Source organism: Spirosoma sp. KCTC 42546 (assembly GCF_006965485.1).
Lineage (GTDB): Bacteria > Bacteroidota > Bacteroidia > Cytophagales > Spirosomataceae > Spirosoma.
Window position 1 is genome coordinate 2,790,931 of sequence record NZ_CP041360.1, and the last position, 22,904, is coordinate 2,813,834.

The 22,904-nt window shown below is 47.2% G+C and carries 22 protein-coding genes; 7 read left to right on the forward strand and 15 right to left on the reverse strand.

Annotated features, from left to right (window positions below):
- Positions 1-3: 3 nt before the first annotated feature.
- Positions 4-1,716, reverse strand: coding sequence for a GMC oxidoreductase (locus tag EXU85_RS11150; RefSeq protein ID WP_142772156.1), 1,713 nt, complete (start codon positions 1,714-1,716; stop codon positions 4-6).
- A gap of 32 nt (positions 1,717-1,748) precedes the next feature.
- The gene (locus EXU85_RS11155; protein WP_142772157.1) at positions 1,749-2,294 is read right to left on the reverse strand and encodes an adenylate kinase; all 546 of its coding nucleotides are present in this window, start codon (positions 2,292-2,294) and stop codon (positions 1,749-1,751) included.
- A gap of 122 nt (positions 2,295-2,416) precedes the next feature.
- Here EXU85_RS11155 and EXU85_RS11160 point away from each other — a divergent pair, with 122 nt between their 5' ends.
- Entirely contained in the window at positions 2,417-3,625 is a 1,209-nt protein-coding gene (locus EXU85_RS11160; RefSeq protein ID WP_142772158.1) for an acyl-CoA dehydrogenase family protein, read from the forward strand.
- A gap of 100 nt (positions 3,626-3,725) precedes the next feature.
- Here EXU85_RS11160 and EXU85_RS11165 read toward each other — a convergent pair whose 3' ends face one another.
- Entirely contained in the window at positions 3,726-4,157 is a 432-nt protein-coding gene (locus tag EXU85_RS11165; RefSeq protein ID WP_142772159.1) for an SRPBCC domain-containing protein, read from the reverse strand.
- Between the two features lie 65 nt (positions 4,158-4,222).
- On the reverse strand, positions 4,223-5,182 hold the full coding sequence (locus EXU85_RS11170; protein ID WP_142772160.1) for a YafY family protein: 960 nt from the start codon (positions 5,180-5,182) through the stop codon (positions 4,223-4,225).
- Positions 5,183-5,279: 97 nt separating this feature from the next.
- On the opposite strand from EXU85_RS11170, the gene EXU85_RS11175 reads away from it, so the two are divergent.
- Both EXU85_RS11175 and EXU85_RS11180 read left to right on the forward strand, forming a co-directional pair.
- Entirely contained in the window at positions 5,280-5,579 is a 300-nt protein-coding gene (locus EXU85_RS11175; protein WP_371731998.1) for a GNAT family N-acetyltransferase, read from the forward strand.
- A 7-nt stretch (positions 5,580-5,586) separates the two neighbouring features.
- Positions 5,587-6,543: a polysaccharide deacetylase gene (locus tag EXU85_RS11180; protein ID WP_142772162.1), complete on the forward strand. Its 957-nt coding sequence runs from the start codon at positions 5,587-5,589 to the stop codon at positions 6,541-6,543.
- A 55-nt stretch (positions 6,544-6,598) separates the two neighbouring features.
- Here the strand turns inward: EXU85_RS11180 and EXU85_RS11185 are convergent, their stop codons facing one another.
- Both EXU85_RS11185 and EXU85_RS11190 read right to left on the reverse strand, forming a co-directional pair.
- Complete coding sequence (locus tag EXU85_RS11185; RefSeq protein ID WP_142772163.1) at positions 6,599-7,345, reverse strand: ion transporter; 747 nt, start codon at positions 7,343-7,345, stop codon at positions 6,599-6,601.
- A complete protein-coding gene (locus EXU85_RS11190; protein WP_246859518.1) occupies positions 7,342-8,073 on the reverse strand; it encodes a hypothetical protein in 732 nt (243 codons plus the stop codon). Before EXU85_RS11190 ends, EXU85_RS11185 begins: the two co-directional genes overlap by 4 nt.
- Before the next feature lie 135 nt (positions 8,074-8,208).
- Between EXU85_RS11190 and EXU85_RS11195 the strand changes: the two genes are divergently transcribed.
- Positions 8,209-9,528, forward strand: coding sequence for a TolC family protein (locus EXU85_RS11195; protein ID WP_142772164.1), 1,320 nt, complete (start codon positions 8,209-8,211; stop codon positions 9,526-9,528).
- Positions 9,529-9,566: 38 nt separating this feature from the next.
- Here the strand turns inward: EXU85_RS11195 and EXU85_RS11200 are convergent, their stop codons facing one another.
- From EXU85_RS11200 to EXU85_RS11215, 4 genes are all read right to left on the reverse strand, one after another.
- On the reverse strand, positions 9,567-10,481 hold the full coding sequence (locus EXU85_RS11200) for a sterol desaturase family protein (protein WP_142772165.1): 915 nt from the start codon (positions 10,479-10,481) through the stop codon (positions 9,567-9,569).
- Between the two features lie 142 nt (positions 10,482-10,623).
- Positions 10,624-12,852, reverse strand: coding sequence for a transcription termination factor Rho (rho, locus tag EXU85_RS11205; protein WP_142772166.1), 2,229 nt, complete (start codon positions 12,850-12,852; stop codon positions 10,624-10,626).
- Between the two features lie 516 nt (positions 12,853-13,368).
- The gene (locus EXU85_RS11210; RefSeq protein ID WP_142772167.1) at positions 13,369-15,201 is read right to left on the reverse strand and encodes a M64 family metallopeptidase; all 1,833 of its coding nucleotides are present in this window, start codon (positions 15,199-15,201) and stop codon (positions 13,369-13,371) included.
- Positions 15,198-15,563 (reverse strand): hypothetical protein, encoded by a 366-nt coding sequence (locus EXU85_RS11215; protein ID WP_142772168.1) that lies wholly within the window; start codon positions 15,561-15,563, stop codon positions 15,198-15,200. The genes EXU85_RS11210 and EXU85_RS11215 overlap by 4 nt, the downstream gene beginning before the upstream one ends.
- A gap of 247 nt (positions 15,564-15,810) precedes the next feature.
- On the opposite strand from EXU85_RS11215, the gene EXU85_RS11220 reads away from it, so the two are divergent.
- The 3 genes from EXU85_RS11220 to lptC all read left to right on the forward strand — a co-directional run bounded on the left by EXU85_RS11220 (position 15,811) and on the right by lptC (position 18,503).
- The gene (locus EXU85_RS11220) at positions 15,811-16,608 is read left to right on the forward strand and encodes a type III pantothenate kinase (RefSeq protein WP_142772169.1); all 798 of its coding nucleotides are present in this window, start codon (positions 15,811-15,813) and stop codon (positions 16,606-16,608) included.
- 28 nt (positions 16,609-16,636) lie between these two features.
- Complete coding sequence (locus tag EXU85_RS11225; protein WP_142776682.1) at positions 16,637-17,878, forward strand: hypothetical protein; 1,242 nt, start codon at positions 16,637-16,639, stop codon at positions 17,876-17,878.
- Positions 17,879-18,008: 130 nt separating this feature from the next.
- On the forward strand, positions 18,009-18,503 hold the full coding sequence (gene lptC, locus EXU85_RS11230) for an LPS export ABC transporter periplasmic protein LptC (RefSeq protein WP_246859520.1): 495 nt from the start codon (positions 18,009-18,011) through the stop codon (positions 18,501-18,503).
- A 57-nt stretch (positions 18,504-18,560) separates the two neighbouring features.
- Here the strand turns inward: lptC and EXU85_RS11235 are convergent, their stop codons facing one another.
- The 5 genes from EXU85_RS11235 to EXU85_RS11255 form a co-directional block, all read right to left on the reverse strand.
- Positions 18,561-18,980: a cytochrome c gene (locus EXU85_RS11235; protein WP_142772171.1), complete on the reverse strand. Its 420-nt coding sequence runs from the start codon at positions 18,978-18,980 to the stop codon at positions 18,561-18,563.
- Complete coding sequence (locus tag EXU85_RS11240) at positions 18,977-19,564, reverse strand: SCO family protein (protein ID WP_210422459.1); 588 nt, start codon at positions 19,562-19,564, stop codon at positions 18,977-18,979. Before EXU85_RS11240 ends, EXU85_RS11235 begins: the two co-directional genes overlap by 4 nt.
- Before the next feature lie 49 nt (positions 19,565-19,613).
- Positions 19,614-20,066 carry a viral A-type inclusion protein gene (locus EXU85_RS11245; protein WP_142772173.1) on the reverse strand — a complete coding sequence of 151 codons (453 nt, stop codon included), beginning with the start codon at positions 20,064-20,066 and terminating at the stop codon, positions 19,614-19,616.
- A 69-nt stretch (positions 20,067-20,135) separates the two neighbouring features.
- Entirely contained in the window at positions 20,136-21,803 is a 1,668-nt protein-coding gene (gene recN / locus EXU85_RS11250) for a DNA repair protein RecN (protein ID WP_142772174.1), read from the reverse strand.
- Between the two features lie 118 nt (positions 21,804-21,921).
- Positions 21,922-22,824 (reverse strand): DUF4835 family protein, encoded by a 903-nt coding sequence (locus EXU85_RS11255; RefSeq protein ID WP_142772175.1) that lies wholly within the window; start codon positions 22,822-22,824, stop codon positions 21,922-21,924.
- Between the last annotated feature and the right edge of the window lie 80 nt (positions 22,825-22,904).

Below are 22,904 nucleotides of genomic sequence, written 5' to 3' on the forward strand. Positions count from 1 at the left end.
GCTCTACAACGCCAATGATTTCATCTGTTTCACCGCGTAGTTAGCGGCTCTGGCGGTGAGGGCCATGTAGGTCAAAGATGGGTTCTGGGTGCTGGTTGAGGTCATGCAGGCACCGTCGGTTACGAAAACGTTTTTGCAGTGGTGCAATTGATTCCAGCGATTCAGTAAGGATGTTTTTGGATCATGACCCATCCGAACGCCCCCCATCTCGTGGTTTTCGCTGCCGGGTAATCGTCCCGTATCCTGCGTGCGAATGTTTTTGAAGCCTGCCTTCGTGTACATCTCGGTAAACTGCCCGAAGAAATCCTTCAGAATTTTCTCGTCGTTCTCATCGTAACTTACCGACACCCGCAACTGCGGGATGCCCCAATTATCTTTCAACACCGAATCAAGTCGTACGGTACTGCTGGCTTTGGGAATGGTTTCGGCCATCATTGCCGAACCCACCTGCCAATCGCCCAGGGTAGGGTTGAGCAAGTTCTGTTTCAAGGATGCGCCAATGCCTTCCTGATTTTGAAGCTCCGCTCTTGACGAATAGAACGTAGCAGCATAGCCGCGCAGAAAATCGGTTTCCTGCTTATGAACATTCCGGAAACGGGGAATATAACTGCTATTCGGTCGGCGACCGTCGGTGGTAGAGTCAAGGTTACCATCGTAGGTTGCCGTAACCCGTCCCCGATAACTATGAAATGCCATGTGTGTGCCGAGCAACCCACTGTCATTCCCTAATCCGTTTGGAAACCGGTTAGAGGTCGAGTTCAACAGAATCAAGTTGGTGTGCAGCGCCGATGCATTCACGAAAATAATGCGGGCATAGTACTCGGTCATCTGGTGAGTTTTGGCATCAATGACCCGAACGCTCGTTGCCTTATTAGTTTTCTCGTCGTAGATGATAGAATGGACGACTGAGTCGGGTTGGAGCGTGAGTTTTCCCGTACGAAGCGCCCATGGAATGGTGGAGGCATTGCTACTGTAGTAGCCTCCGTATGGACAACCGCGTTCACAAAGGGTTCGGTGCTGGCACCTTGCGCGACCTTGTTGATAATGAATCGGTTGAGGATCTGTGAGGTGAGCTGCCCGGCCGATAATAACATGCCGGTCAGTATAATGAGACGCGACCTGCTTCTTAAAATAGGTCTCCACGCACGACATTTCATGGGGTCGCAGAAACTCGCCATCGGGTAGGGTAGCCAGACCGTCTTTATTGCCCGTAATACCCACAAATTTTTCAACATGGCTATACCAGGGCGCAATGTCAGCGTAGCGAATGGGCCAATCAACGGCAAAACCGTCGCGGGCCGGACCGCTAAAATCGAAATCGCTCCACCGCTGCGTTTGTCGGCCCCAGGTCAGTGACCGACCACCCACCTGATAGCCATGAATCCAATCGTACGGCTTCTCCTGCACATAGGGCTGATCGCTGTCTTTGGCGAAAAAGTGCATCGTATCTTCATGGAAGGCATAGTTTCGGCTGGCAATCGAGTATTCCTGTCGAATGTGGAGTGGTACCTGCCCGCGGTGTTCTAACTCCCAGGGGTTCAGGTTGGCGGTCGGATAATCGGTTACGTGCTTGACCTCCCGACCCCGTTCCAGCAACAGCGTGCGAAGTCCACCTTGAGTAAGTTCCTTAGCGGCCCAGCCGCCACTCATACCCGAGCCGATGACAATGGCATCGTAGGTGCGGGTTTTGCGACTATCAATGAGCAGAGTAGACATAGACGCTAAAGCGTAGAGGCCAGTCTTTTTAACTATGATTCGTATGCTGCCAGTCGCTTTATCACGGCTTCCAATCGCTCCTGAACTGAATAATCTCCACGCAATTCGAGAATTGGGCAGGTCAATTTTTGCATCCAGTTTTCATGTACGACCAATGATCGTCTGCTTGATGAAGGATCGTCGTAACCTGATGCCCAGTCAATGAATTCTTCGTATAATTTATGTCGATGTTCGTTCTCATAAATCACGTTTCCGTACCGGGCAAACTCTCTTTTTCGCAACCGATCGATTCGAATATCGGGTGGTATCCAGAGAAAAACGGCTACATCGAAAGCGGAGACCCACTCATCGCCCCAGCTTACTAACGAGCCACCAACGATCCAGCTACTATGTTTTTGTAGTTCGCTACGCAACTGATTGTTGCGTTCAGTAGGATTTCGCTTAACCGTAAACGGCGGATCGGATGGTTCCCAGAAAAAATAATCCGTGTCAAAATAGGGCAAGTTGGTTTGATCAGCCAGGGCATTTCCTAACGTAGTTACCCCCGAACCCGAAGCGCCGAAAATATGGACTTTCATACGTGCTAATTTATGCCGTCATTGGGCAAGAAAACTACTTTTGGTGCCTCTAAGCTATCCTCGTTAAATTGACAAAAATAGCCATTCCTACAACAAGCGAGCCCTTTTACTGTTAAACTCCTATGCAAGCCCCCTCCCTAACTCCGCCCCGAAATAAGGTTGACTCCTTTGAGTCGCCGGATTTCTACTGCATTGATGATCTGCTCACGGCCGAACACAAATTAGTTCGGTCGGCCGTTCGTACGTTCGTGAAACGTGAGATTACACCCATTGTCGAAGAGTGCGCCCAACGGGCTGAATTCCCTGAGCATATCGTCAAGAAATTTGGACAGATTGGTGCCTTTGGTGCTACCATTCCCGTTGAATACGGTGGGGGAGGACTGGACCAGATTTCGTACGGACTGATGACGCAGGAAATTGAACGGGGCGATTCGGGTATGCGCTCATGCGTATCGGTGCAAAATTCGCTGGTGATGTACCCGATTTTCACTTTCGGCTCAGAGCAACAAAAGAGAAAATACCTGCCTAAACTGGCGAAAGGTGAATTGTTAGGCTGCTTCGGCTTGACAGAACCGAACCATGGATCTGATCCGGGTGGTATGGAAACCAGCTTTATCGAGCGTAGTGACTACTATTTGCTCAATGGATCAAAGCTTTGGATCACCAACGCCAACATTGCCGATATCGCGATTGTGTGGGCCAGAAATGATCACGGAAAAGTCCGGGGTCTGATTCTGGAACGGGGCATGGAAGGGTTTACAACCGCCGAAATCAATAACAAATGGTCGCTACGGGCGAGCAGTACGGGCGAACTGGTTTTTCGGGATGTACAAGTGCCTAAGGAAAATATACTGCCCGAGGCTTACGGTCTAAAGAGCGCCCTGAAATGTCTGGAACAGGCCCGTTATGGTATTTGCTGGGGTGCTTTGGGAGCCGCTATGGAATGCTACGAAGTTGCCCGACGATACGCCCTCGAACGAATTCAGTTCAATAAACCAATTGCCAGCTTTCAATTAGTGCAGAAGAAGCTCGCTGAGATGTTGACCGATATTACGCAGGCGCAACTGCTCTGCTGGCGATTGGGTACGCTCAAAAACGAAGACCGGGCGACAGTAGCACAGATTTCGCTGGCTAAGCGCAATAATGTTGAAATCGCATTGCGGGCCGCTCGCGAAGCACGCCAGATTCTAGGCGCCATGGGCATTTCGGGCGAGTACCCGATTATGCGTCACCTGATGAATCTCGAATCAGTGAGTACCTATGAGGGTACGCACGACATTCAGCTGTTGATTCTGGGGGCGGAAATTACGGGTATTCCAGCGTTTAAATAAATAGTCATTAGTAGTCAGAAATGGTCATTGATTGTCAAGGATTGTTTGATAGCGATACTTGACAATCAATGACCATTTCTGACTACTAATGACAATAGTTTTACCGCTCCGCTAGTTCCTTGATCTGCTTCAGAAACGCGCCCATGCCGTTTACCGAGTGGTTATAGCCTTCCTCGGTGGTGTAGCCCTGTTGTGTCCAGGTAAATTCGGTTTGATCGTCTCCTTCGGGTCTTAGGGTGTAAGTGATTGTCGAATAGTTTTCGGGCTTATCTTCTGCGCCGGAAAAGCCGCTCCAATAGCTGTAACTAAGGAGCCTATTAGGTACGTTTTCGAGGATAATGCCTTTGTCCCGGTAGGTTTGCTCTTCGTATTCGCCCTGAAAGATGATCTCACTGCCAACTTTCCAGTCGGTGACAGTTTCGGTGCCAAACAGGTATTCCTTGATCAGGTCAGGCGTAGTCAGTACTTCCCAAACTCTGGATGCAGTGGCAGTAATGTCGATGGATTGAGATACGATTAGGTCGTTGCGCATGGTCGTTGACAGATAATGATAGCGAAGATCAGGGCCTATACTGACAACAGTATGTCAGTAAGATTCTAGCCAATGACAGGGTGAGCTGAATAATGCGTTTGTAGCTCATCAGCCAGTTGTTGCATCATTGTTCGTAGTGATTCAGGATGCTCAATGGTTATCGAGTTGCCGTACATGAGCAGCCAACGGGCCAGCCCTTCTATATAAGGCGTTTGGAAATTTACCCGAAAGTAGTCACCGAGGTCGTCTTCGCTGACAAAACCATAGGCGTATTTCTGTTCCTGCATGAACCGGGCAACCGACTTCGGGAATAAAACTGTCGCGTTATCTACCGGCCAGTCTGCCCCCATCCGATCAATATACTCCTGTAAAGACAGGCGTTCGGGACGAGCGAATCGCTGCCCTGTATTAGTAAGCTGACGAATACGATCCACCCGAAAATCGCGGTAATCCTGACGAGTACGGCAAAACGCAATCAGGTGCCAGCCCATGCGGTAGTGATGCAGACCAACCGGCTCGACTTCGCGTTCTGTTTCCGTATCGTTGTATTGCGAATGATACTGGAGTAAAAGAACCTGATTCTGGGCGATGGCGTGCTGAATGTGCGTCAATAATCCATCCGAATACGGCTGGCGGCTTCTGGGTGTTGCCACGTGAATATGCGCTTCCAAATCATCTAATCGCTCCTGATCCGTGCGTTTCAATACCGATTTTATTTTAAAAAGTGCCGACTCAAATTCGGTACGAATCGACTCGTCAGCCCATTTTTCAATTAACTTGCCACCCAACAGGAGTGCGCTGGCTTCGGCACTGGTAAACATGACGGGCGGTAAGTGGTAGTCGGTCAGGAAATAACCGACACCGGCTTCGGCCCCAATGGGAACACCGGCTTCTTCCAGCGACCGAATATCACGGTACACCGTTCGAAGGCTGATATCGAAGCGTTTAGCTAACTCCTGGGCGCGAACAACCCGTTTGGTTTGCAGATGAATCAGGATGGCAGTCAGGCGGTCAAGACGGTTCATGGTAGCATTTGTACGAAAGTCAATCGCAAATTACGATCCTTCATTTGAACAACTAGCCCTTTTTTTGCGTAGAGAGAGAACATAAACCCCAATGAACATGAGCACCATTCATAACAACACCCACCGGCACCGCTTTGAACTGGAAACAGAGGGTAAGATTTCCTTTGTGGAATACCAACGGGTAAATGATGAAACGCTTGCACTGGTCCATACGGAAGTTGATCCAAGTTTAGAAGGACACGGTATTGGCTCGACGTTAGTAGAAGGGGTGTTAGAGTATGTTGAGCAACACAACCTGACCATTGTGCCGCTTTGCCCATTCGTTTCGGCCTACCTCAAACGCCACCCCGACTGGAATCGGATTGTCTCCACATCGTACACGGCTACTGGGTTCTAGACGGGAGATGAATCGTTTTTTTTGTGTGTTAAGTTTGTTCGTGTTGAGCAGCCTCAATGCGCTCGGACAGTTAACAGACTATCGCGTATTTTTTGGGCTGACCAACCCGCAACCGCATCAGGTCATCCTGCGGCAGTGGCAGCAGAGCGGTCAAACTCGCTATCTGACGCTCAATCCGCATACCCTCAAAACGGCTGTTGTCAATCTTCCGCCAGCCAGTGTTCGAGCCTTACCCTGGGTGAGTGTGGTGGATCAACTTAGCCAAACGCCCTATGCGCGAATACTTCAGCTAGAGCAGACGCGGGACTACAATTTGCAGGATGCCGGCATCGAGCGTGCCGATACAACCGAGCGTGGCTTCAGCCTGACCATTGATCTTTGTCCATCCACCAAGCCGTTGACGCGTTTGGTATTTGAGCAACTGATTCGTGCGTTTGAGCCCGAAGAGAAGCCGATTCCAGTTACCATTACCATTACGGGGCTCTGGATGGAGAGCCATCGGTCGGATTTAGCTTACCTGAAAAACCTGGTTAGTCGAGGTGATCTGGACATTACGTGGGTCAACCATTCGTACCATCATCGGTATAATCCCCGGTTGCCGCTGCCGATGAATTTCCTGCTCGAAGGAGCCACTAATCTAAATGATGAAGTGTTGCTAAACGAGCAGGCTATGCTCAAAAATGGCCTGACGCCGTCTATCTTCTTCCGCTTCCCGGGCCTCGTCTCCGATAAAGCCGTCTTTGGTCGGGTACTGGCTTTTGGGTTATTGCCCATCGGCAGCGATGCTTGGTTAGCCAAAAATCAGCAGCCCAAACAGGGCAGTTTAGTCCTCATTCATGCCAACGGTAACGAACCCCTGGGCATTACAGATTTCATAAATCTGATCCGCCAGAAATCACCGGCCATCGAAAACAAAACCTGGCTGCTGTATGATTTACCAGCTAGTTTGGTGAAGAGAAGGTGAACTGATGTATGATGTAAGGTTTATGACTTACAGCTAACTACTTTTATGTCATTCATCATACGCCAGACCGTTTCTCCAGCTCTTCTATTTTATGCTTTAACTGCCGAACTTCGCTGATCAGGATTTTCATGTCGTTGTCGGTTTGTTCCTGCTCATCTTCCACAAAAAAGTTGGCTACATAGCCAGTAAACGTTCCAAACAGCCCAACGCCGGCAACCATCAATACAGCCGCAATAAGTCGCCCGAATGTTGTGACGGGGAATTTGTCGCCATAGCCAACTGTAGTGATGGTGACGAATGCCCACCAGAGAGCATCGGAAGGTGTTTTTATGTTGGCTTCGGGTACGCGTTCGGCGTAAAGAATGGCTACCGCCCCAAAAATCATGAGCAGGACTGAACTCAGTAGCACAACCGCCAACGTACCATTGGCCCGGTTGCGGAAAAGGTAATTCAGGAAGTCACGGATAGATCGAAACGAACGAACCATCCGCAGGATTCGGAATACGCGTACCAACTGCCCCAGCCGAAACCAGTCGAGAGCGGGAATGCTGGCTAGTAAGTCAATCCAGCCCCATTGAAGAAATTTCCATTTGTTAGGTGCCTGATAGAGCCGGAGGAAAAAATCGTAGAGAAAATACAGGCAGATACCCGTGTCGATCTGGTCGAGCAATTGCCGGGTTTGCTCATGCATTGGTACCAGTTCACGAATAAGCAAGGCCAGAACAACATAGACCGATAACACGAGCATGATAACTTGATGCAGCGTTATTCGGGGTGAACCAGGCTTTCTATGGCTACTCATGGTTTGCGGGGCTGGGGTGGGTGCAAAGGCGAAATTCGGTCTTTTTTTCGTACCCACCGCCAGATATCTGTCGCTAATGCCGGGTAAATTGATACACCAATGCTATAATAACTCCCATTGAAATTCTGGTCAATAGCCGTTTGGAAGACGGAAATCCGGTAGCCGATCTGGGCGCTCAAGCCAACCCAACGCGTTGCCCGCCATTGTCCGTAGGCACCAATCTGGAGCGGTACGAAAAAATCCCGTCGTGACCGATCAACCTGAACATTCTGGCTCAGATTAAGCGGTAACGCATAAGCAACCCCACCGCCGAGTTCAACAGGTAGACTGACCAGCCATCGTTTATTATTAGTCAGATTCCACCAATACATAAGGCTCGTAAACCACATATCGGTACGTGTATAGTAGGCGAGATTAATGCGCTGGGCGGCATTTCGTCGCCAGTCGATAAGTCGCAGGTAGGTAGCGTAATTAATCCAATAATAACCCAGCGTTACTTGATGGCGTTTACGACCATAGGTAAACCCCGCATTTACTCCCAATACATTGACATGCTGACTTTCGAGAAAAGAATCCCGAAAATCGAGATTAAACGCTGGTTTCAAAGCCGGATGTTTTGCCCGAACTGAATCGATCGGAGCCGTTGAGTCGGGCTGGGCTACCAAAAGTGAACAGGCAACGAGAAAAGCAGCAACCATAATGCCTACTAACCGGAAAATTGCCTTCACGGTTAGAATTCCCTATTCGGCCCGTGCAAACAATCGATTTTTAAGAAAGAATTAATAATCCTTTAACAACCCCTTAACCATTGCGGAACTACTTGCGGGCACATCAGCCAGTTTAGGCTATTCTGTTTTTAACGTATGTTCCGTTTTCGATTAGTTACTAGCTGCATGATCGGCTTCCTTCTTTTCTGGCTGGGAACCGTATCTGTATTTGCGCAGCCTACCGTTTCTGTAACCGATACCATTCGGCAAAGTTTACCTCAGCTTGAACAGCAATTTCTGGATCGTAACTTTCAGTTGCTGGCTCAGCGTTACCAGATTGACATTGCCGACGCAGCTATTACGCAGGCGGGTTTACGACCAAACCCTAATCTGTGGTTTCAGGGTAATTTATATAACCCGCAAACGCATCGTTTTTTGCAATATGCTCCTCCCTCTCAAGCCGATAAAGACGCGGGCCAATATAATAGCGGCTATTATGCAGTACAAATTCAACAGGTTATTCTGCTCGCTGGTAAACGTAATAAGTTAGTGGCACTCGCCGAAAGTAATCGGTCACTGGCCCGATTAGCGTTTCGTGAAGTACTACGGACGCTGCACTACCAGCTTTATTCAACCTACGCCAATCTGTATTATGATTTGCAGGGGCTAAAGTTATTTGAGGATGAGCTTGCCCGGCAACAACGCCTGCTCGAATCCTATCGAATTGCGGTGCAATCGGGTGGAGTGGCCCCTTATGAAGTAACTCGCCTTGAAGTAGCTCTGCGGGATCTCCAGGCCAACAGCGCAAATTATCGCACCCAAATTGCCGACGAGCAAGCCACCTTACGAATATTATTACGTCAGCCAGCCAGAACATTTATAATGCCCACCGACTTGCCTACTGTTGCAACGAATCCGCCTGCACTAGCCGTTGCCCTTGACTCGGCACAGGCTAATCGGCCCGATCTGGCATTGTCGCAGGAACAGATAAATAATGCCCAACGCAGCCTGACACTAGAGCAGGCCCGGCGCACACCAGACCTAACAACGGGCTTATATTTTGAGAAATATAGCAGCGCTTACGATAATTTCACCGGGTTTCAACTAGCCATGGACTTGCCTGTTCGAAATCGAAATCAGGGAGCTATCCGATCGGCAGAAACAACGCTGAAAAGTGTTACGAGCGGACTGGAAAATCAGCAGACTGTGGTACAAAGCGATGTGCTGAATGCCTATGACAAACTCAATACATACTATAGTGAATTAAGCGCCCGTCCCAACGGTTATCTGGACCGTATACAGAACATTTCAATAGAAGCAACCAAGGCTTACAACGCCCGTTCAATTGGTTTGCTCGATTATTTAGACAAAATTCGGACCTATCAACAGGCGCAGTTGAATAACATCAACTTGCTAAACAACGTTTTTCAGTCACAGCAGTTGCTGAACTTCACGACCAATACACGGTTCTTTTAACTCACATCGCTGAGAGTACAGGGCTTGCTAATCAGAAATCAAACAGGGGTAACTTCAGAGCCTTGTTTGTGTTCCTGATTGGCCAGCCTTTTTTGTGTTGCCCGAAGTTGCTTCGTTGTTTGCCGTGATCCATCGTGGCTCCAGCCAGGAGGCCCGAAAATATAGCCCAATGCCGCGCGGATTGAGCCTGCCCGTCGAATATCCTGCCCAATAGATACCCATTCATGAAAGGCAATTCGGACTGGATTATGGGAATCAATATTGGTGGTGAGGCCATAAGTAGGTCGCTTCTGCTCAAGTTCAAACGTGCCGAACATACGGTCCCAGATAATTAAAACACCCGCGTGATTTTTGTCCAGATAATCCAGATCGGAGCCATGGTGTACCCGATGATGCGAGGGGGTGTTGAAAATAAACTCAATTGGTTTTGGAAACTTGTTGATAAGTTCGGTATGAATCCAGAATTGATAAAGTAAACTAATGGACATCATAGTCATAATGGCTATTGGTGAAAACCCAATCAGTGGTAACCAAAGCCAGAAAATAAAGGCGCCTGAGAGGTTGCCTGTCCAGGTTTGGCGTAGCGCTGTGCCCAGATTGTATTTCATTGATGAGTGATGAATCACGTGCGAAGCCCAGAAATACCGGCTGCTGTGACTGGTCCGATGAAACCAGTAGTAGCTGAAATCCTCCGCAAAGAACAGAATAACCCAGGCCCACCATTGGGTCATGTCAATCGTCAACAGTCGAACCTGATAAACTAGTGAAAGAGCACCAAATACCAGCGCTTTTCCAATAATAGCGCTAATGATGACGTTACCAATTCCCATCGACAAACTACTGGCGGTGTCTTTGGTTACATAAAAATCTTTCTGTTGCCTGACCGTTACAAGAATTTCAGCCACCAGGAGGATCACAAAACCAGGAATGGCATATTGAATCAGATCTCTCATAATTTTTCTGACTTTTATGCAAGTTAAGATTTACCAGAGATGTTTTCAATGAATTGAAAATAGAATTAAACACAGAGCCACAAAGAGCATAGAGACTAAAAACTCTGTGCTCTTTGTGGCTCTGTGTTTAATCAAAATATGTTTACCGGTTCATCGACGTCAAAAACTCTTCGTTGTTCCGGGTGCCTTTCATATGACCAAGCAGGAAGTCCATGCCTTCCATCGCATTCATATCGGCCATGTGCTTCCGTAGAATCCAGACACGCTGCAGCGTCTCTTTGTCTAGTAGCAGATCTTCCCGACGAGTACCTGAGGCCATAACGTCAATAGCTGGGTAAACGCGCTTGTTGGCTAATTTACGGTCCAGTTGAAGTTCCATGTTGCCGGTTCCTTTGAATTCTTCAAAGATCACCTCATCCATTTTTGAGCCTGTATCGATCAGGGCTGTAGCGATAATGGTCAGCGAACCGCCATTCTCTACATTCCGGGCAGCACCGAAGAATCGCTTAGGTCGGTGGAGCGCGTTGGCATCAACACCACCTGACAGGATTTTGCCGGATGAAGGGACAACGGTGTTATAAGCCCGTGCCAGACGAGTGATCGAATCGAGCAGGATAACAACATCGTGGCCACATTCAACCATCCGTTTCGCCTTTTCAAGTACCATGCTCGACACTTTTACATGGCGGTCGGCCTGCTCATCGAAGGTAGATGAAATGACTTCAGCATTCACGCTACGGGCCATATCTGTTACTTCTTCCGGGCGTTCGTCGATCAGAAGTACGATTAGATACACCTCTGGGTGGTTACGCGTAATGGCGTTGGCGATCTCTTTCAGCAGAACAGTTTTACCTGTTTTAGGTTGAGCGACAATCATACCGCGCTGTCCTTTACCGATAGGCGCGAACAAGTCCAGAACCCGCGACGAATAGTTATCGGGACGGTTACTGAGATGTAGTTGCTCTTCTGGGAAAAGGGGGGTCAGGTATTCGAAAGGAATCCGGTCGCGGATCTCTTCCGTTGTCTTCCCATTTACGGTCGATACGCGCAAAAGAGCAAAGTATTTCTCTCCTTCTTTTGGTGGACGGATGGCGCCACGAACAGTATCCCCGGTTTTCAGGCCAAACAGTTTGATCTGCGAGGGTGATACATAAATGTCATCGGGACTGGCCAGGTAGTTATAGTCTGCAGACCGTAAAAAGCCGTAGCCACCGTCCTGCATAATTTCCAGAACACCCTCATTGTCAATAATACCATCGAATTCACGAATGTGCTGGTTATACTGCCGCCGGATACGATTCTGGTATTCCTGAGCTTCACGGGCAGGCTGGCTTAGTTGTGGTTGAGGAGCCTGATTCGTTTCGGATTGTGCTGGCTGATCTGCCTGAGTTTCGGCAGGTGCCTCCGTTGTTTCAACCGCAGCAGATGTGACTGGGGCAGTTGCTTCGGCCGGCGTCTGCATATTGGCTGTATTATCGTCCGAAACCACGGTTGGTGTCAAAAACTCTTCGTCAGCCTGTCCCCCGTAATTCAATCCCGTTTCATCCGTTACAACACGTTGGGTGCGTGGACGTTGATCACGGCGTTGGTTAGTATCCCGCAAATCTCGTGAGCCGTTGGTTCCCTGGCCACCATCATTGCGATCTCGAGTATTATCCAGCCGTTGCCGACTATCTCGTTGATTGTCCGTCCGCAGATTTCGTTGCTGATTCTGATCGGGTCGGCCATTTCGGTCTCTATCATTCCGGGGAGCACCTTGCCGGAAAGGGCGTTCGGAAGAAGAAGTTCCTTCTTCGCCATCACGTCGGTTGTCAACACGATTGCGAACGGGCTGATTAAATTGACCATTACGCTGGCCACCTTCCCGGTTTTCGCGGGGTTGAGGAACGGTCTGGGGCGTATCTGTTGGGATCGATGTCTCAACGGCAACGGCTGCTGGTGTTTCTACAGGGATACTTTCGGGCGTTACCGTACTCGTATTGTCAGGCGTTGGAGCCGGAGTTGCATCGGTTACTGCGGCTGGTTCACTTTGTTTTGGCTCAACATCAGTGCGTTCCCGTTTGGCACGCTGACGGGGCTGGGGGCTTGCCGGGCTAGGCGTAGGTTCAGCCAGAACCGGCTGAGTTTCCTGTACGGGAGTAGCCTCAGGAGCTGCGGCAACCGCCTTTACACGCCGACTGCGCTTAGGAGCTTCATCAGCCTGAGCTGTGTTTGTATCGTCAGGCCGTTTAGCCTGTTCTCCCAATATTTTTAGGACAAGTTTACTTTTATTTTCTTCGCTATACTTGGTTGTGTCGCGAATGCCGAATTCGGCAGCAATGGGTTGAAGTTCTGAAATAGACTTCGTACTTAAATCTTCCTTGTTATACATAGAGGTCAGGTTAGCGATAAACCTAAATAGGACCGCCGGGGCGGTAAGGATGAAAGTTGGGGATTTTTGAAACTAAGAAACCGCTGTTTTGGTAGGCGTGTTAAGAGACCCATGTTGGCCTAAAGTGGGGCTATTGATTAATAAACCAAACTAACCTCAACAGATTCAAGTAATTACGTATTGAAAATAAATCAAAAATATGAACTGGAGTGGTTGCCTGATCCAAACATAACCGTCTGGTGGGGCCAGATGTGATGGTTATTAAAACGTTTGGAAAATGGCGGTTCGCCGTGGCGATGATCTGCTGTAGTTATGAGCTTTCTCGTTGCTGAATGAAAACCCTACCTGCCAACCGGATTGATAGTAACAAAGGTAATAATTTGTTGCGGTATTGTCAAGAGAACGTTATTCTACAAGAAATGTTTCCATTTTTCGATTAAAAAGATTTTAATCGAAAAGTTGCTTGTAGAGTTCTTACGTGCTTGCCAGGATATGGTCATGTGCTACCTGGTAGAACTAATCCACAATTAACTTACCCGTAAGTTGCTGCTGGTCATTACCAACGCGATAAAAGTAGACGGCCTTGGGCAAATGGTCAATGGGTAGTTCGGTAGTTCGGAAAAAGGATTTTTTTGCGACTTCATGGCCTGTGGCATCCAATAACGTAAATTCAAGTTCGCCCGTTAGCGTTGCCTGAATTTGTATGCGGTTTTTACTTGGGTTTGGAAAGACCCAAACAGATTCAGCTGATGCATTGGTCGTGGCTAGCAATGGGCTAATTGTAACAGTCGTCTGCGCTTTACTCATACAATCAGTTGCTGATGTGACAACAACGGTGTATGTTCCGGCCTGGGTTATTTTTGCAAATGAAATAACTGGGTTTTGTTCTACTGATGTGAAGTTAGCTGGCCCCATCCAGGTATAGTTGGTACCCCCTTTAGCCATAAGCTGAATGGATTGGCCTTCAACATAAGGTCCAGTATTAGAAACCTCTGCCACAGGAAGCGGAAAGACTGATAAGTTAATAGCCGCCGTTTGGGAGCTGGCATCGGTTCCGTTACACAGTACCGAGTAAGTGGTAGACTGCGTTGGTGACACGCTGATGGTTGTACTGGTTGCACCTGTTGACCAGCTAATTGATCCAGCACAATTTGCGGCTGTGAGCGTAGCAGACTCACCCATGCAAAGCGAACTTTTTGAGGATGTGATCGCTACTGTTTGAGCAAGAATTGCTTTCTCAAGCGTCCAGCGGTAGGTATAGGTGTGTTGCTGACGATGGCTTTCCGATCGAATATTCGTCGTGCTGTCGAATACAGAAACACTCAACGTGCTGACTAGTGTGGTTAACTGACTATTTGTAATTGTCACGTGACCAGAATCCAGCTTAATTGGCACATCGTTCAAACGCCATTCCACATTGAGCGTATTAGGGTTTGGTTTTAACAAGGTCAGCCGAAAGGTCTCGGGTTGCTCGTTGATGGTAATTCGCGAATCAGGTAAAGGCTGAACATTCTCGACTGGTTTAACCACTTGTAGTATTTTGTTCGTTGTAGCTTCCCGACAAACGGCACAAAAAGGTTTTGATAACAGTTCCATCAGGCAATTGCCGGTTGTTGGTTTGTACCAGCCACTAGCCGTTGACTCGCCAGTATGGGGGAAAATTCCGACATTAAACTGATTGAGCCAGTTTTTCCAGATGACCGATGAGGGTGTATTGATCCGGGTCATATTAGCAGCTTCGCGTGCATAAACCAGGCCAGCCCAGTATTCATCTGTTAAGGAGGAAAAAATATGGCCAATTTCGTGAGCACCAATCAGATTTGCCTGCACGTTCAGTGTAAACGTTGCCGGATTACCACCTGATCCACCATAATAGGGTGAATTTACGATCATTACCGCGAGGTCATAGCTGGGAAAGTTAGTTGCCATAACGTTGGTAAACGCCTGATAATTTTTGATGGCAACTAACCGATTGATATTAGCAGTACCAAATGACGAGCCAAAGTAGGTGTCTTTCGTTTCAACGGGTTGGCTTGGGTCGCGGTCGGGCGCTGTTCCGGGGTTTGTTGCTCCACTTTCCTTGGATGGAACCCGGATAGAGAAAAAGTTGAAGTAATTCGTGTAGGCATTATAAGGTGAGTAACTCAAAAAAAAAGCCATGAATTTTTTGGCTTCCTGATCGAATTTAGGGAGTTCACTTTGTGAGAACCCATCGCCCAAAAGAACAACATTGATTCGTCGGTTGAGTGGACCGGTTTTCTGAAGGGTATCGACCTGAAATTTTTGGGCTGGACAGATGGTACAAACCCCTAGAAAACAGACCAGAAATGGTGTAAAGAATCGATTCATGGTTTCAACAACAAGGTGTAGATTTTCTGGGTACCCTTGTCCGGAGTGATACTGTACAACTCAATTTTCGATAGCGCAGGTGTATATGGAAAACGAATCGAGAGATGACCTTCCTGATCACTGGTTAATTTACGACTTAATGTGCCATCCGTGTCTGCAATTTCGATTGACCGGAAAAGTGGATGGGTAAAACTAGCTACTTTGGGGAGTTGCTTATCGTTGTAGTACTGTTGTAACTTGATTTGGTAGGGTGTATGGACTACCTCAGCTAGGTTTTTCAGTTCGCCATTACCCATGATGGCGTTCATCAGGGTTACTTTTTCCGGTTTTTCTGGATCATCTCGGCTAATGGTGAAGTCCATAAAGATTAGTCGGTGTTCTGCCTTCGGATCGTAGTTTGGCAGTGAATGGACGCTTACGTTCTGTCGTGAAGAAGCACAGCCTACAATCAAACTTAGGAAAAGACAAGCTAAAGGAGCTGCAAGTGAAGGCATATAGGAACGACTGACACAGTTGGGCCAATACATGGAGGTGAAAAGCCGTTAAAAATCCTTAAAACAAAAACGAATTACAAATTTTGTTCCCTTGTTGGACGTTGCAATTTTGTATATGAAAGGAACAGATAAGCATCCAATTCGGTTCAAAACGTCTACAAGCCTGGTTATTGACTGGGGCAACACTAGCCTGAAAACGGGCTGGTTTGCTGAGTCAGTATTAGTTGAAATGAATCGGTATGCTTCACCAACTGAGCTATTGGCTGACCTTGAAAATCGGCCAGTTGAGCATGTGTTAGTTTCTTCTACGAGTCAACCAGCCCAGGAGATTCGTACGGGATTGACAGGATTGGCGAGCGACTTTTGGGTGTTGGATAGTCAAACGCCTGTACCTATACGCAAGGCATATGATACGCCTACTACGCTTGGGGCCGACCGGGTAGCGGCCGCAGTTGGCGCTATGACGTTATTTCCGGATCAGGATTGCCTGGTTCTGGACCTGGGTACCTGTGTAACTGCCGACCTGATTGACCGTGAATCGGTGTTTCAGGGGGGACTAATTTCGCCAGGATTACGCATGCGATTTCGGGCAATGCACGAGCAAACCGAACGGCTGCCTTTAGTGTCAGCACCTGATGAGTGGCCTGGCCTTACGGCTAAAAATACACAGGCAGCCATGCAAAGTGGAGTAATGAATGGATTGACCTTTGAACTGAATGGAATTATTGAGTTATATCGTCGGGAACGACCGGGTATTGTGGTGATACTATGTGGGGGAGATGCTTCCGCCTTTGAAAGTCGTCTTAAACCCCCGATATTTGCAGTGCCTGAATTGGTGCTTACTGGATTGAATCGAATTTTACGCTATAATGTTGAGAATTTACAAGCGAATACGCCGGACGTTAACGCATAGTTTGCTGGCTGTTGCCGCGACATCGCCGATGGTATTGGCGCAGGGATTGGGTAATTCACCCTATTCGTCTCTGGGCATCGGAGAGTTGTATAGCCCCGCCAACGTGACCAATATGGGCATGGGTGGTGTGGGTATTAGTAATGCCAACGCTTTTTACCTGAATCTGCAAAACCCGGCACTGTTAGCCCGGCGGACGCGCTTTACGGTTTTTGAAGTTGGTTTAATTGGTCAATCAAAAGGACTCTCTCAGAACATAAGTAACACGGAGCGAAATCAGAGTAACGTAGCTGGTAACCTGGCTTACCTGGCATTGGCGTTTCCTGCTAACTCGCGCTGGAATATGTCCATCAGTCTAAAACCTTACTCCTATGTAAATTATAACACACAGCAGTACGCAACTGTACCGGGGACTGCTTATACCGGTGTTTATAACTATACCGGGCGTGGAGGATTAAATAAGGCCACGTTCGCGAACGGGATTCGAGCAACTAAAAATATTTATTTAGGTGCGGAGGCTTCATTCTTATTTGGAAATATCACCTATTCAGCGGATTCAAGGGCCTATCAGGGCTCCGTCACGAGCAATGCCGATTTGCTTGTAACCCGATTAAGCCGGGTCAACTATAGTGATGTCGTCTTTAAATTAGGAGCAGCCTGGCGTCCTAAGTTGAGCGATACCTGGACACTTAATCTGGGCGCTACCTATGATCCCAAAATGAGGATTAAGGCTCAGCAAACGGATATTTACCAGCAAACAACGTTATCCGGTCAGGCGTTAACCGCACCGGATACCTTGCGCCTTAACTCAAATAGCCAGGCAACGCTTCCTCAGCAGATGCATTTTGGGATAAGCGCAGAAAAGGGAAATTCACTCTTATTTGGCGTTGATGTTGGATTTCAGAAGTGGAGTCAGTATCGTACGCCAGATAATAAATCCGGTAATTTGTTCGACGCTATGAATGTTGCGGCTGGTGTAGAATATACACCCAAACCTACTTCAAACCGTTACCGTGATCTGATTACATACCGTGCAGGCTTCCAATACAATCAAATGCCTTATAAACTAGGCGGCCAGGCAATAAATGATATCAACGGTAGCCTGGGGCTATCTCTACCACTAGGATCTTATTTAGTTAATCACGTAACCCTATCTGTAGTAGCTGGCCAGCGGGGTGTACTGACTGCCAATCAGATTCGGGAGCGTTATGTGCAGTTTGCACTGGGCTTCTCGCTGAACGACTGGTGGTTCCGTAAAACGGTGATCGACTAATTTTAAATGAAGAATGAAGAGTGAAAAATGTAGAATAGTAGATAAAATAAAGGGGCCTTCCAGTAAATCTGGTTGGTTGCGTATGATTTTTTATTCATTATTCATCATTCTTCATTCATCATTCCTTTTAATGTCTTGTGGTGAGTCGAAACAGGCAAAAAAAGTGTCGCCGTATACTGGCCCCATTGAAGAAATCAATGATGTGAAATTGCTCTATAGCGAGGCTGCTTTATTGAAGGTGAAGCTGGAAACGGCTAAGCAACTTCGCTATATCAACGATAATCGCCGTTATCCAAACCCCGTTCATATTATCTTTTTTGGACCTACCGGAGAGGAGGTAACAACCATTAATTCGGATTCTGGACGCTACGATAAAGCTAAAGACATATACGTAGTTATGGGCCACGTAGTGGTCATCAATAAACAGAAACAGGAAAAACTTCTCACACCCGAACTGACCTGGAACCCGGTGACCAAAAAAGTATATACCGACAAGCAGGTGACAATTTTAAGTCAGCTTACAGGCGAAAAACTATATGGGATCGGGTTAGATGCCAACCAGGATTTTTCTAAATACGCCATCCGAAAAGTAACTGGCGTTTTCAACGTGCAAACCGGGATTTAATCGTAGGTAGGGATAATTCGCTGGCACGGGTGAATACACACGCCAACTGATAACCTATTATTGTACGCATTTCTCCAAAATTGGCTTAACCGTTTTCACATCCGTCAATTTTGTTTCATTCCCCCACTCATTGTAAATATAGGTAGCTAGCTCGGCTACTTCGAGGTCGCTCAGTTGCGGCTGGGGCGGCATGGGGCGATTGTAAGGTTTCCCATTCACAACAATTGGACCCTGCTGGCCATACCGAATCAGGCAAATAACCCTGTTTTTGTCTTTCAGGAAATCCGAATGAGCAATTGGCGGATAAAGGGCAGCAAGGCCTTCGCCTTTGCTTTGATGGCAATTAGCACAATTGTTTTTATACACAAGAATGCCTTCGGTAATGTAGCGCTCCCGTTTCATCTCTTCCTCGCTTTGGCAGGAGAATAAACTAACAAGAGTAACAATCAGTAGTAACCCTTTGGGGTATTGAATCATGGTTTGTACTCGGCCAGGAGCCGGTCCATATCGGTCATTAATTTATCGACACCTGCTTCGGTAGTGCCGTCATAAATGCCCCGGATGTGTTTGTCTTTGTCAACTAGAATAAAAGCACCGCTGTGAATAACTCCCCCCGGTGCCGTGCTATCGGCCTGGGCTGTCACCATATAGCTGGTCTGGCCTAGCTCGTAAATTTTGTCCCGGTCGCCGGTAACGAATAGCCATTGCCGCCCGGTTACGCCGAGGTTTTGAGCAAATTCCTTTAGCACAGATACCGAATCATGAACCGGATCAATCGTGTGCGATAGCAGCATTACATCGGGATTTCCCTTGAATCGCTCGTAAACCCGTTTCAACTGCACTTTCATTTTTGGGCAGATAGTAGGGCAACTGGTGAAAAAGAAGTCGGCCACGTAAATTTTATGGTCGAGTGTTTTTGCTGTTACTGTATCGCCATATTGGCTGACGAATTTAAAATCAGGGATGGACTGGTAGACGGAATCTGTAACCGATTTACCATTAACGGTTTTTGTTACGGCCTCACGCTGGCCTAAAATAGGGAGTTTATCATTCCCGGACATACTGCATCCCCATAGGAACAAGACTACTTCAGCCAGAAACAACCAACTGCTATTTTTTGCCCAGAAACTGTTTGGTCTGTTCGAGGCTGGTATTAACTTTTTTCTTGACATCAGTTAGGAAATCTTTTTGTGCCGCCAGATAATTCAATGCTTCGTCGGATGAGAGCTTGGCGAGTGTATCGCCGTTATAATGAGCCATCCACTCGGTCATCAGGCTATCGGCAATCGTTAGGTTTTGGTCCAGTCGGGCTGCCTGTTCCTTATCTTCATCTACTCGCAGGCTGGCAGCTGCTGAGCCGCTTGATTTCAGGCTATCGAGCGAAGTAACGCGCTTTTTTAGTTGCTTTTTTAATTTCACAAGGTCGCCCATTACCTTGGGCATAATCTCATCATGAAGCGCAAATACCTCATTTTCGGCATCTTTAACCGCATCATCTCCTGATTTACAGGACCAGAATGCTCCACTAATGGCAAGTAATACGGCAAGGGTAGTTTTATTCATAATTTGAAGGAATGTATGATGTAGGATATATGATGTATGTGAGGTGAAAATACATCATATATCCTACATCTATTTGGCTGTTACGCGTTGTTTCAGAATTTCTCGGGCGTTTTTAAGGGCGCTGGCCGATGGATTTTTGCCCCCTATCATCTGGGCTATTTCGTTAATACGTTCATCCAGTGTCAGTTTCTTGATCCGGCTAACCGTTTTATCGGCTGAGTGATCTTTATAGACAAAATAATGTGCTGTGCCTTGTCCGGCTATCTGGTGAAGATGCGTGATCGCAATAATCTGGTGACTATGCGACATTTCGTGCATCATGTTACCCATCTTAATGGCAATTTCGCCGGATACACCTGTGTCAATTTCGTCGAAAATAATTGTCGGTAACGACCGCTTGCTGGCGAGAATGTATTTGATTGCCATCATCAGCCGTGAGAATTCACCACCTGAAGCTACATTTTTTAACTGCTGTGGCTTCACACCCTTATTGGCACTGAACAAAAAGGAAATGGTATCTACGCCTGTGGGTGTTGGTTTACTTGTTTCCGCCTGAATCTTCAATGACGCATTTGGCATGCCAAGGTCAAATAATAGAGACCCAATTTCTTGCTCGATAAGCGGCAATACCGCCTTTCGTGAAGTTGATAAAGCATCTGCACTGGTTTGAAGTTGTGCGTAAGCAGTTGCGGCCTGGGCTTTAGCTTCTCCGAGCGCATCGTCCAGATTAAGTACCTTACTTACTTTCTGACCTAACTCGTTTCGAAGAGCAATCAGGCCATGTACGTCTTTCGTTTGGTGCTTTGTCTGGAGTTGATATAGCAGGTTCAGTCGTTCTCGTATGGTTTCAACACGGTTATCATCAACCTCTACCTTATCTTGTTCCGAGCTGATTTCGTCGGCTAAGTCCCGTAGTTCGATCAGGCTACTCTGTGCCCGTTGCTGCAACTGCTCGTACTGGTCAGACAGCTTACTGATATAAGCCAGATTACTAACCGCACCTTTTAAAAAGTCAATAACTGATTGCTCTGTATTGTCTAAATATTCGTAGGCTAATTGAAGCCGTTCTTTAATTTCTTCGGCATTTTCGAGAATTGTCAGCTCCTGTTCGAGTGACTCCTGTTCATCCGGTTGTAATTGCGCTTTAGTCAGTTCTTCGTACAGAAAATTGTTGTAATCAAACTCTTTTCGCATAGCAGAGGCTTCTGCCTGTAGCTGATCGTAAGCCGTTTTTTTAGTTCTATAAGATTGATAATCAGATCGATAACTGCGTATAAGAGCATCATTCTGGGCGTAAGTGTCAACAATTTCCAGTTGATATTCATTGGAGCCCAGTAAAACGGAATCATGCTGGGAATGAATGTCCATCATCTGGCTTGTAACCCGGCGGAGGGTTTCCAGATTGACCGGTGTATCATTGACAAACGCCCGCGATTTGCCGCTTACACTGATTTCTCGGCGTACAATGCACGTACTTGAATAATCTAATTCTTCTTCCTCTAAAATGCGTTCAATCGTATAACCCGATACCCCAAATGTACCTTCAATGACACACTTCTTTTCGGGGTTGTATAAAACGCGTGTATCGGCCCGATTACCCAATAGTAATCCAATAGCCCCTAGCATGATCGATTTCCCGGCTCCTGTTTCGCCCGTGATAATATTTAACTCACGGTCGGGCATGAGTTCGAGTTCGTCGATCAGCGCATAATTTTTTATTAGTAAATGCGATAACAAAATCAGAAACAGTTAACAGTGAGCAGGTATTCTTTTAAGTGAGTGTGTGTCTAGAAGACATTGTATACGTACAAAGTTACGGACTGTTTGCGGGTAACCGCCAGCCACTATTGACAACTCACTGGATTAATTTTCGGTAATTTTCGGTTTTTGCCGGATCCAGATAGGAAAGTAAATCAAAGGCTTTTTGGCGTTCGGCCGGTGTTCCCTCAAAGAGAATATTATAGAGTTCCTGCGATTTGGCGTCAAAAAACGAATTGATTAAAACCGAATTAGGAAGCTGTAAACCAATTGTACGAATTGTTGTGAGTAAATCGAGCGTTTGTTTGCGAACCTGCACAGGGTTGGCCGCAAAAACATCTAACCCTAAGCGATGGTAGGTATAGAGCCCATCGCGAAACGGGATCAGTTGCTGATTTTGTAAATTCTCAACAAGCCAGTACCGGTTACGACGATCGCCCCCGGCTTGCCAGGCTCCGTTGCCTGATCCTTGCTGAGCCAGGTTGGTGATTGTATAGGCTCGTTGTACAAACTGGCTACCCCCTTCTTTACTGAATGTGTCGTAATCGACAGCCAGGATCACGTTGGCGTAGAACGCTAATAGAGACGTTAGATCATCTGAAAACTGATTTTCCCGAAAGTAAACCGGTGTTGTTGGGAGATAAACAAAGTTAAAAGCCCGATCTACATAACTGAAGATGGTCGTTTCGTAATTAGTGCCATACACAGGCCGGGTTACAACAACCTGTGCGGTTGCTTCAAATACCCCCTGCGAAATTGATTTCACCAAGTTGATATTTAGCGAGCAGTTAATTCGCTCGTTAACCGCAAATTGATCATTACTCCAGCGTCGGTTATTCATAAACTCAGTGATGATACCCTTCAACTGGCTTACGTAGGAAAAATCAGTTTTCTGCTGGGCAAACAATTGGTCGGAGTTAATCGTCACCTGACAATTTAACTCCTGTGCTTGGGCAACGCCGACAAAGCAGCTTAAAATGACTAAAAGTATCGCTTTCATAGGTAGTAACTCTGTGGCGTTTCCAAGTTGGTTTTCACAGAGAATGATCTAAATGGCAAAAGCCGGGTAAAAACAGCAGA

What these genes read in the sequence shown, in the direction of transcription:
- EXU85_RS11150 (WP_142772156.1), bottom strand. Translation starts at nt 1,716, where the DNA reads ATGTCTACTCTGCTCATTGATAGTCGCAAAACCCGCACCTACGATGCC.
- EXU85_RS11155 (WP_142772157.1), bottom strand. Translation starts at nt 2,294, where the DNA reads ATGAAAGTCCATATTTTCGGCGCTTCGGGTTCGGGGGTAACTACGTTA.
- EXU85_RS11160 (WP_142772158.1), top strand. Translation starts at nt 2,417, where the DNA reads ATGCAAGCCCCCTCCCTAACTCCGCCCCGAAATAAGGTTGACTCCTTT.
- EXU85_RS11165 (WP_142772159.1), bottom strand. Translation starts at nt 4,157, where the DNA reads ATGCGCAACGACCTAATCGTATCTCAATCCATCGACATTACTGCCACT.
- EXU85_RS11170 (WP_142772160.1), bottom strand. Translation starts at nt 5,182, where the DNA reads ATGAACCGTCTTGACCGCCTGACTGCCATCCTGATTCATCTGCAAACC.
- EXU85_RS11175 (WP_371731998.1), top strand. Translation starts at nt 5,280, where the DNA reads ATGAGCACCATTCATAACAACACCCACCGGCACCGCTTTGAACTGGAA.
- EXU85_RS11180 (WP_142772162.1), top strand. Translation starts at nt 5,587, where the DNA reads ATGAATCGTTTTTTTTGTGTGTTAAGTTTGTTCGTGTTGAGCAGCCTC.
- EXU85_RS11185 (WP_142772163.1), bottom strand. Translation starts at nt 7,345, where the DNA reads ATGAGTAGCCATAGAAAGCCTGGTTCACCCCGAATAACGCTGCATCAA.
- EXU85_RS11195 (WP_142772164.1), top strand. Translation starts at nt 8,209, where the DNA reads ATGTTCCGTTTTCGATTAGTTACTAGCTGCATGATCGGCTTCCTTCTT.
- EXU85_RS11200 (WP_142772165.1), bottom strand. Translation starts at nt 10,481, where the DNA reads ATGAGAGATCTGATTCAATATGCCATTCCTGGTTTTGTGATCCTCCTG.
- rho (WP_142772166.1), bottom strand. Translation starts at nt 12,852, where the DNA reads ATGTATAACAAGGAAGATTTAAGTACGAAGTCTATTTCAGAACTTCAA.
- EXU85_RS11210 (WP_142772167.1), bottom strand. Translation starts at nt 15,201, where the DNA reads ATGAATCGATTCTTTACACCATTTCTGGTCTGTTTTCTAGGGGTTTGT.
- EXU85_RS11215 (WP_142772168.1), bottom strand. Translation starts at nt 15,563, where the DNA reads ATGGACTTCACCATTAGCCGAGATGATCCAGAAAAACCGGAAAAAGTA.
- EXU85_RS11220 (WP_142772169.1), top strand. Translation starts at nt 15,811, where the DNA reads ATGAAAGGAACAGATAAGCATCCAATTCGGTTCAAAACGTCTACAAGC.
- EXU85_RS11225 (WP_142776682.1), top strand. Translation starts at nt 16,637, where the DNA reads ATGGTATTGGCGCAGGGATTGGGTAATTCACCCTATTCGTCTCTGGGC.
- lptC (WP_246859520.1), top strand. Translation starts at nt 18,009, where the DNA reads ATGTCTTGTGGTGAGTCGAAACAGGCAAAAAAAGTGTCGCCGTATACT.
- EXU85_RS11235 (WP_142772171.1), bottom strand. Translation starts at nt 18,980, where the DNA reads ATGATTCAATACCCCAAAGGGTTACTACTGATTGTTACTCTTGTTAGT.
- EXU85_RS11240 (WP_210422459.1), bottom strand. Translation starts at nt 19,564, where the DNA reads ATGTCCGGGAATGATAAACTCCCTATTTTAGGCCAGCGTGAGGCCGTA.
- EXU85_RS11245 (WP_142772173.1), bottom strand. Translation starts at nt 20,066, where the DNA reads ATGAATAAAACTACCCTTGCCGTATTACTTGCCATTAGTGGAGCATTC.
- EXU85_RS11255 (WP_142772175.1), bottom strand. Translation starts at nt 22,824, where the DNA reads ATGAAAGCGATACTTTTAGTCATTTTAAGCTGCTTTGTCGGCGTTGCC.